The sequence below is a fragment of the Teichococcus aestuarii genome, from assembly GCF_003116135.1.
Classification (GTDB): Bacteria; Pseudomonadota; Alphaproteobacteria; order Acetobacterales; family Acetobacteraceae; genus Pseudoroseomonas; species Pseudoroseomonas aestuarii.
This window is the reverse complement of record NZ_PDOA01000013.1, coordinates 95,479-104,057: the sequence shown is the minus strand read 5'-3', so window position 1 is coordinate 104,057 and position 8,579 is coordinate 95,479. Positions and strand designations below refer to the sequence as shown.

Here is an 8,579-nt window from a genome sequence, read left to right as displayed (position 1 = left end):
CGTTGGCGCCGCCTGGTTCGCGACTACGAGCGCCGCTGCGACGTCTCCGAAGCCATGATCCACGTCGGCATGGGCGCGCTCCTCATCAGGCGCATCGCCCACCCATGACCATTCTCAAACGGGCACTGAGGCGTGATGCATTGTTCAGTACCTTCTTCCGTTTGATCCACAATGGACTGAAAGACTGAAGTGCCTCTCATTCAACGGCACAGCCGGCCGAGTTGGATGATCGGCTGGCAGGATCTACTGACCTTTGTAAACTGACGGTGCATTTCCCAAATGGACATTCCATCGCTCACCGCGCCCGAAGATGGCGGTTGAGCTTGGGAGGCAGCCTCTGCCCGCTGATGACCAGGGCCGGAGTGGGCCAGCCCGAGGCCCCATTGCTGGCATGAATGGCCGCATGGAGATCGGGTGAGACAACCAAGATTTCGCGGGGATCATTGGCCCTGTTCCGTGTCAGCCATTCGGACGCCTCAGACAACCTCGCGGCTGGGGCGCCGGGCTGATTCACTGGCCTTGGTCAGCGGAGGCAGTGGCAATGGCGGGGCAACTCGGCCTCTTCGACCCGGATGAGCGGTATGCAGCCCTTCCGCAGCCGGCGATCCGCTGGAGCGCCTCCCGGCCGTGGTCGATTTCGAGATCTTCTGTCCTGTTGGACTGGCCCCAGTTCGACCTGACACCGCGCATAGCGGCGAGGACCTCAGTCTGTGCTTAGGCGCGCGCTTATGCCGATGGACCCGCCTCGCGTCCAAATCCTCACCGGCCGTGAGCGCCGATGCTGCCACAATGCCGATCAGAAGCTCCGGCTGGTTGAGGGCGCCATGGAGCCAGACATGACGGCCTTGGCCGTGGCCCGGATGCACGGGGTTCCGCCCAGCCTGCTGTTGGATTGGAGGCGGCGCATGGCCGAGGGCGGCAAGGCAGCGGGCGGATGACGAGGTAAAGGCCGCCTACGCGAGCTGGTTTGCTGATGCCGAGCCGACCCATGGCCACTGCGGAACCATGGCCCTGTTGAACCGGGCGAGGCGGGCCTCCGGGGCGGAGCCCCTGAACCACGAGATATGCGCGCGTGATCCGGTGTTCTTCGGCGGCGGGCATATGGGTGAAGGTGCCTTGGTCCTCCGCCATCCGAGTGGCGTGCGCGCTTGCAGGCCCTCTGCCAGGCAGCGAGGGCGCAAGCTCGCGGGGAGGATTCTCCGCCCTGCATGCGCCGAATTCGCCGGCGATGGACAGAATTACCAACCGGAGGGTTCCTCGCCGGTTCTTCTGACATCCCAGCGCGATTCCGAAGAAGGACCCCCGTGAAATGCCAGGACCAACACCGACGGTGCCGCCGCCAAGGCCGGTCGGCCTCAATACTTCTCTCATGCGCAACATCCAGGTCCTGGAGGATCGGCGCCGCCAGGAGGCCGCATCGGCGAGCCGGGAGGAGCGGGTTGCCGGGGCCATCACCCGTTTCACCGGCAGCATGACGTTCGTCTACATCCACCTGGCCTTCTACGGCACCTGGATCCTGGTCAATCTTGGCCTGGTGCCGGGCGTGCCCAAATTCGACCCGTCCTTCGTGGTGCTGGCGATGGAGGCTTCGGTCGAGGCCATTTTTCTCTCCACCTTTGTGCTCATCAGCCAGAACCGCATGGCCGCCGCAGCCGACAAGCGGGCCGATCTGGACCTTCAGATCAGCCTGTTGGCGGAGCATGAACTGACCAAGCTATCGGAACTCGTGGCCGAGATCGCCAGGCGCATGGACATCCGCACTCAGGCCGACCCGGAACTGAAGGAGGTGCAGCAGGACATCGCGCCAGAAGCCGTGCTGGACGAGATCGAGGCGCGGCAACGGAAAGACTGAATGGCCGGGACGGAAGAGGGGTGTTCGCCACGCGATGAGGAGGGCCTTCGGCGGCCATCCGGAAGATGATGAGCCTCGACCAGCGAGCCTGCCGGGCTGCGAACGGCAGGTGCCGCAACATGGCCTGCGGAGCCGGATAGAAGATGCGGCAACATGAGGCGGTAGCAGCCACTCCTGCAGCCCGTATGCCTCATAACCTTTGAACCGCGCCATCAATGAGCGGAGGGGGAACGACGGTTGCCACACTCACTGCGGCCGCCGCGATCTGATCGGCGATCTCTAGATCTGACCCAGAGATGAGCTTGCGGCTGGAAGCGTCCTGTTGGACGCTTCGCCATGGCTCGGCGCTCTCATGGCCGGCCCAAGCAAGATGGTGCACAGGAGGAAGCCATGTCCGTCGAGACACGCAGATTTGGGCCGGATGGCCTGTCCACATCCTTGCTCGGCTTTGGCTGCGGCGGGGTTGGAGGCCTGATGGTGCGCGGTGCCGTCGCGGACCAGGAACGCGCCATCGCCCGTGCGCTTGAGGCTGGCATCAACTACTTCGACACCGCCGTACAGTACGGCAACGGCGCCTCGGAACAGAACCTGGGTAATGCCCTGCGGCGGCTCAAGGCTGGCAATGCCCTGGTCGGCACCAAGGTCCGGCTGCGATCGGACGAGTTCGGGAACATCGCCGCCGCCGTGGCAGCATCCCTCGAGGGCAGCTTACGGCGCCTGCAGCGGGACCAAGCCGACATCTTCTATCTCCATAACGAGATCACCCTGCACGGCGGCGGCGAGAAACTCAGCCTGCGCCAGGTGCTGGAAGAGGTGGTGCCAGCCTTCCACTCGCTCCAGGCGGCTGGCAAGCTGCGGCTGCCCGGCTGGACGGCGGTCGGGGAGACCGAGGCCTTGCACCAGGTGGTTGACGCCGGTTTCTTCGGCGGGGCCCAGGTCATCTATAACATGCTGAACCCTTCGGCCGGCACCGCCCTCCCCACGGGCCACCCGGCGCAGGATTACCGGCAGTTGCTTAAGCGTATGCAGGAGAAGCGCATGGGTGCGGTTGGCATCCGTGTCCTGGCCGGAGGCGCCCTGAGCGGTTCCGCGCAGCGCCATCCTGTCGCCAGCCCCCCGCCGGAGCCGATGGGCTCGGGACAAACCTATGAGGACGATCTGGGCCAGGCGTCCCGGCTGCTGCCGCTGGTGGCAGAGGGCTTCGCGGCCTCCTTGCCAGAAGCTGCCATTCGCTTTGTGATTGGCCATCCCGCGGTGGGAACGGTCCTGGTCGGCATGGCCAGTGTGGAGGAGTTCGAGGCCGCACTCGAGGCCGTGCTGAAAGGCCCGTTGCCGCCGGCGGCGCTCCAGCGCTTGGCCGAACTCACCGCTGGTCTTTCGGGCGAGAGCCGGTAGGCCGGAAGAGAGTGGCGTCAGGCGGGCTTCCCTCTTGCCGCGTGCGGCATCCGCTTCGCCGGTCAGCGCCCTCTCCTGGCTCTACTGCGATGCGGCCTGCCGATTGCCTGACGCGCCTGGCTGCCGGGCCACTGGACTGGTGACGACCGCTTCCAGGCAGAGGCGCCGGGGCGGCGGGGGACAGTTCTAGGGGCGACCCGCCACGCGGGCGGAACCCCTACCGCATCCAACGCGGCGGCATACGTGCCCAGCATCCAGCGGATGGCACCGCAGTTTCCGAGGGACCTGCCTTTCGGTAGAACGCGGCCCATGGACAACAGCATGGCGGCCAAGCCCTACAGCAAGCTCAAGGGTGACCCCTACCGGGCGTATGAGGAGCTGCCGCTGGAGGTGCGACGCGCCTTGCAGGAAGCCTTGGTCGACTGGTGTCCCCTGCGCGCTCGCGAATGGCATCTCAACCTGCTGCAGCAGCAGCGCCTGAGGCCGGCGCAGGCTGCGTCCTTTCTCGTCCAGGCCATCCGCAGGCACGATCATGCCGAGGTTGCCGCCTTTGCGAGAACATGGCCCAGCGGTGCTCAAGCCTATCCGCATCTTGCCGCCGGCGCGACGCTGCAGCGTTATGCTGGCACGGATGGCATCCCCGCAGCGGAGCGCCTTCTCGTCGCCCCGATGAAGACGCAGTCCAAGGCAGGGAAGAAGCACCCAACAGGCCGCCGCCGGCGGCGATGAGGGCGAGGCTCCAACAGGCCGTTAAGCTCGCCGACCCCGCAGCACACGGCGAAGAAGCCAGCGGAGCCGCACCCAACGGCCTCTCCGACCAGACGCCTGATTGCGCCAAGCAGGAATCATCGGCCTGAAGCGGGCACAACATCATGACCCGCAGATCTCAGTCAGTAACGCTCAGCCGGAGCAGAAGGCGGTGTCATGCCCGCAAGATGGCGAACCCTAGCGGCGGCAGGGGCAGCCCGTGCCTGGCCAGACGGGTGACACAGCCAGGCGCCCGCAGACACCGCCAGCCTTCCTCCAGCGGTAGGAGCCGCTCATCCATGCTGAAGTTGATCATGCAGCGCAACACCGTGTTCTGGTCGAAGCGGTCGTAAACCAACAAGGGCGCGGTGTGCGCCTCGTGCACATGCTCGCCGCCCCATTTCAGGATAGGCTGGCCGCGCCGCCAGGCGAGGAAGCGGCGCAGGAAGTTCAGCGTGGAATCAGGGTCCTGCTCCTGCCGGTCCACCGCCAGCGGACGATGGATCTCGGGCACCGGCAGCCACGGGCTGTCGCCGCTGGTGAAGCCGGCATGCGACGCTTCGGCCTCCCACGGCATCGGGGTCCGGCCACCGTCGCGGCCCTGGAAATCTGGCCACAGCGCCAAGCCCCAAGGGTCCTGCAGTTGTTCGCGCGGCAGCTTGGGGTGCGGCAGGCCCAGCTCCTCGCCCTGGAACAACGCACCGCCACCCTTCAACGTGAACTGCAGGAACAGCAGCATGCGTGCTGCCGCCGCCGTTTCGCCTTTGTCCGAGGCAAAGGCGGCAAGGTTGGAAACGGCGCGCAGCGAGTCGTGGTTGGTGAAGACGTTGTAGAGCCAGCCACTGCGCAGATACTCGTCGCGCAGTCGCAGCAGGCTGGCGAGGCTCGCCACATCGGCCGGCGTGTTGATCAGGTCGAAATCATAGACGGTGTGGAATCCCTGGCCATCGGCTGTGTACTTCTCGGCAGCGCGTGAGGAATCCACATCCGCCAGCTCGCCAATCAGCACACGCGGCGGGTCGTAGGATTCAACCGCCGCGCGCAGCGCATGGATGATGGGCAGCGCCTCCGGTACATCACGGTCGAAGAGATGAATCTGGCGGCCGAAGGGGTTGTTCGGCCCACCGCCGAGCAGGATGGGTGAACCGCTGCGCGGGCTTGGCGGATTGCTGCGCAAGTCCGGATCGCAGGCCAGGCACTGCACCGCGTCCAGCCGGAAGCCATCCACGCCGAGGTCGAGCCAGAACCGCATGTCCTGGATCACCGCCTCCAGCGCCTCGGGCTTGCGCAGGTTGAGCGCCGGCTGACAGGCGAGGAAGGGATGATAGTAGTACTGCGAGCGCCGCGGCTCCCACTGCCAGGCGCCGCCGCCGAAGGAGGAGAGCCAGTTGTTCGGTGGCCCGCCATCCGGCGCCGCATCGGCCCAGACATACCACTCGGCACGGGCATTCTCGCGCGAGCTGCGGCTTTCCTGGAACCAGGGATGTTCGTCCGAAGTGTGGGCAGGAATGAAGTCCATCAGTAGCTTCAGGCCGCGCGCATGCGCCGCCTTCAGCAAAGCCAGGAAGTCGTCCAGTGTGCCGGCCGAGGGGTCAACGTTGCGGTAGTCCACCGCATCGTATCCGAAATCCTTCTGCGGCGACGGGTAAAAGGGCGAAAGCCACAGCGCGTCCACTCCCAGCCCGGCGATGTGGTCGAGCTTTTCCAGCACGCCCCGCAAATCCCCGACACCATCTCCATTCGTGTCGCGGAAGCTGCGCACATAGGCCTCGTAGATGGCAGCGCCGCGCCACCATTCGGCGCGTACCGGCGGTTCCAGCTTCGGCGCCTTGGCAAACTCGGCAAGCACCGTTTCCCGGGTCGTGGACATCGTCATGCCTGACCTCCGAAATAGGCGCCATAGGGCGGCAGGCTGAGCCGGCCAGCGGCGCGGACACCGCCGAAGCCATGCCCTTCCAGCGGCATGCCGAGCAGTGGCTCGGGCAGCTCTGCCTCCAGCGGCGCGGCGGTCAGGTTGAAGGCGCAGAGGATGCGGTGCTCGCCCAGCCAGCGCTCGAAGGCGAGCATGCCGTCCGGAACCTCGATGAAGCGAAGGCCGCCCGCACGCAGCGGTGCCTGATCTCGCCGCCAGGTCAGGAAGCGGCGCGTTCTGTTGAGAATGGAGCCCGGCAGCGCCGCCTGCTGCGCCGCCGCGCGCTCCACATGGGCGGGGGGGATGGGCAGCCAGGGTTCGGCGGCGCTGAAGCCGCAATGCGATTGCTTGGCATCCCACGGCATTGGTGTGCGGGCGCCGTCCCGCCCCTCAAAAGCAGGGTAGAACTCGATGCCGTACGGGTCGATCAGCCGCTCATACGGGATCTCTGCCTGAGGTAGCCCCAGCTCGCTGCCCTGGTAGAGGCAGAGCGCGCCGCGCAGGCATGCGAGTGCCGCCAGGATGGTCAGGGAGAGCTCGCCCGAGGCCGCCTCTGGGCCAAGCCGTGTCGGTGAGCGGATGAAGTCGTGGTTGTCGAGCGCCCAGCAGGGCCAGCCGCATTCCATCTCATGGCCCAGATCGGTCGCGGTGCGGCGGATCGTCGGGGCATCCAGCGTGTCCGCGCCAAGCAGCCAATAGCCATAGGCAAGTTGCAGGCGGTGCGGCGCGGTGTACTCCTGGTGCAGGCGCACGCCCTCATTCTCGTGCAACTCGCCCAGCAGCACGCGCTCCGGATAGGCATCGGTCAGCTTGCGCAGCTTCTCCAGGAAGCCCAGGTTTTCCGGCTGTGCGATGTCGTGTGCGTGCCGCTGCAGGGAATAGGGGTTGAACAGGAAATGCCGGCCGACCGGGCACTCCGGGTTGGCCGGGTTGTCGCGCAGCCGGGCGTCATGGAAGTAGAAGGCGCAGACGTCTAGGCGGAAGCCATCCACCCCCATCTCCAGCCAGTAGCGGCAAACCTCGAGGACCGCCTCCTGCACCGCAGGGTTGTGGTAGTTGAGGTCCGGCTGTTCACGCAGGAAGTTGTGCAGGTAGTACTGGCCCCGCCGCGGTTCCCACTGCCAGGAGGAGCCGCCGAACACCGAAAGCCAATTGTTGGGCGGCGAGCCGTCTGGCTTCGGGTCGGCCCAGACATACCAGTCGGCGCGCGGGTTGTCGCGGCTGGCGCGGCTTTCCAGGAACCATGGATGCTCGCTGGAGGTATGGCTGAGCACCTGATCCATCAGCACCTTCAAGCCGCGCTCATGCGCTTCCGCCAGCAATGCCTCGAAGTCGTCCAGCGTGCCGAACAGCGGGTCGACCGAGTGGTAGTCTGACACGTCGTAGCCAAAGTCCCGCATCGGTGACTTGACGAAAGGCGAGATCCAGATGGCATCGACGCCAAGTGCTGCGAGGTGGTCAAGATGCTGCCGGATGCCGTTCAGGTCACCGATGCCGTTGCCGGTGGTGTCACCAAAGCTGCGGGGATAGATCTGATAGATGACCGCGCCTTGCCACCAAGGTGGAGCGGTTGTCGTTTTCGACATGAGGTCCTCCTTGCGCGCGGCGACACGCATTCGCCGGGGGAAAGGGGGGACGACGCGCCGAGGCGTCATCCGAAGCTCGGCCCAGGGAGCTGCCCAGGGACAAATCCGCAGGCGGACGGCGCCAGCCCGCGGCAGGGGACTTCAGAGCGGATGGAGGCGCGACCAGACGCATCCGTTGCCATCGCTCAGGCCCTAGCGCCACCCAATGCGGCAGCGTGGGCGCCCGGAGCCTGAACGGCAGAGGCGCTGCAGGGTTGCAGGGCGGAGGAAGGAGACTCATCAATCCAAGGGAGGATGGCGGCGGCGAGGCAGGTAGCGGAAGGTGTGAGCGCAGCGGTCATGGAGCGTGGCGATGCGGCGCCAGTCCTTGACTTGCTGAGCATGGTCTCGATGCGGTGGAGCGTCCTGTCATGCGCGATGCGCTGCTTGCGGCCGCGGCGCAATGGAATGCGAGGCTCGATGCCGCGACCGTCCGGGGCCTGGTGGAAGCGACCGCTGTCATAGCTCTTGTCGCCGATCAGGGCGCCGGCGGACGGCAGGGCATCCAGCATCAGCGCGGCACCCGTGTGGTCGCTCATCCGGCCCTTCGGAAAGCAGCATGATGAGCGGGCGGCCTTGGCCATCAGGGGCGGCGTGCGGCTTGGAGCTCAGGCTGTCTGACAGGATGGGGAAAGCCCGCTTTTGAGCAGGCTGGCGGCTGTGCGGCGCGCCTTGAGGTGAGTGGTGTCGATCATCAGCGGATGCGGCTGCCCTTCGCGGCCGGCCAGCCCGCCGAAGACACGGTTGAAGACACCCCTGCGCCTCCAGCGGACGAGGCGGCGGTTGCACGGCGTCTTGTGCGAGCCATCCTCGGCAGGCGCATCGCGCCGGCGAAGGCCATTGCGGATGACGTGGATGATGCCGCTGACGATCTGCGGGTCATCCACGCGTGGCACTCCGTGCGAGATCGGGAAGCAGGGTGCGACCCCGCTGGATCTGCGCCTGCGTGAGCCACGACAGGCCCGCCATCGCAGCACCTCCGGCAACCATGGAAGCACAGCGGCCTCGAAGCGCGAGAGGCTCGTTGATAAGTCCTGAGCCGAGCTGG

General features: G+C 66.3%; 6 protein-coding genes and 2 pseudogenes. 5 read left to right on the top strand and 3 right to left on the bottom strand.

Annotated features, from left to right (window positions below; all coding sequences use genetic code 11):
- The 5 genes and pseudogenes from CR165_RS17510 to CR165_RS17490 all read left to right on the top strand — a co-directional run.
- A pseudogene (locus CR165_RS17510) lies at nucleotides 1–108 on the top strand (IS5-like element ISRso1 family transposase); the annotation flags it as partial.
- Between the two features lie 620 nt (nucleotides 109–728).
- A complete protein-coding gene (locus CR165_RS26140; RefSeq protein ID WP_109518229.1) occupies nucleotides 729–938 on the top strand; it encodes a transposase in 210 nt (69 codons plus the stop codon).
- A gap of 431 nt (nucleotides 939–1,369) precedes the next feature.
- Nucleotides 1,370–1,852 (top strand): DUF1003 domain-containing protein, encoded by a 483-nt coding sequence (locus tag CR165_RS17500; RefSeq protein WP_245906536.1) that lies wholly within the window; start codon nucleotides 1,370–1,372, stop codon nucleotides 1,850–1,852.
- Between the two features lie 390 nt (nucleotides 1,853–2,242).
- The gene (locus tag CR165_RS17495) at nucleotides 2,243–3,247 is read left to right on the top strand and encodes an aldo/keto reductase (RefSeq protein WP_181378217.1); all 1,005 of its coding nucleotides are present in this window, start codon (nucleotides 2,243–2,245) and stop codon (nucleotides 3,245–3,247) included.
- 309 nt (nucleotides 3,248–3,556) lie between these two features.
- Nucleotides 3,557–3,976, top strand: coding sequence for a DUF6525 family protein (locus CR165_RS17490; protein WP_109518226.1), 420 nt, complete (start codon nucleotides 3,557–3,559; stop codon nucleotides 3,974–3,976).
- Between the two features lie 193 nt (nucleotides 3,977–4,169).
- Here CR165_RS17490 and CR165_RS17485 read toward each other — a convergent pair whose 3' ends face one another.
- The 3 genes and pseudogenes from CR165_RS17485 to CR165_RS17475 form a co-directional block, all read right to left on the bottom strand.
- Nucleotides 4,170–5,870, bottom strand: coding sequence for an alpha-amylase family glycosyl hydrolase (locus CR165_RS17485; RefSeq protein WP_109518225.1), 1,701 nt, complete (start codon nucleotides 5,868–5,870; stop codon nucleotides 4,170–4,172).
- Complete coding sequence (locus CR165_RS17480; protein ID WP_245906534.1) at nucleotides 5,867–7,522, bottom strand: alpha-glucosidase family protein; 1,656 nt, start codon at nucleotides 7,520–7,522, stop codon at nucleotides 5,867–5,869. The genes CR165_RS17485 and CR165_RS17480 overlap by 4 nt, the downstream gene beginning before the upstream one ends.
- 245 nt (nucleotides 7,523–7,767) lie before the next feature.
- Nucleotides 7,768–8,500 (bottom strand): annotated as a pseudogene (locus tag CR165_RS17475) (IS5 family transposase); the annotation flags it as partial.
- Between the last annotated feature and the right edge of the window lie 79 nt (nucleotides 8,501–8,579).

What these genes read in the sequence shown, in the direction of transcription:
- CR165_RS17495 (WP_181378217.1), top strand. Translation starts at nt 2,243, where the DNA reads ATGTCCGTCGAGACACGCAGATTTGGGCCGGATGGCCTGTCCACATCC.
- CR165_RS17480 (WP_245906534.1), bottom strand. Translation starts at nt 7,522, where the DNA reads ATGCGTGTCGCCGCGCGCAAGGAGGACCTCATGTCGAAAACGACAACC.
- CR165_RS17490 (WP_109518226.1), top strand. Translation starts at nt 3,557, where the DNA reads ATGGACAACAGCATGGCGGCCAAGCCCTACAGCAAGCTCAAGGGTGAC.
- CR165_RS17500 (WP_245906536.1), top strand. Translation starts at nt 1,370, where the DNA reads ATGCGCAACATCCAGGTCCTGGAGGATCGGCGCCGCCAGGAGGCCGCA.
- CR165_RS17485 (WP_109518225.1), bottom strand. Translation starts at nt 5,870, where the DNA reads ATGACGATGTCCACGACCCGGGAAACGGTGCTTGCCGAGTTTGCCAAG.
- CR165_RS26140 (WP_109518229.1), top strand. Translation starts at nt 729, where the DNA reads ATGCCGATGGACCCGCCTCGCGTCCAAATCCTCACCGGCCGTGAGCGC.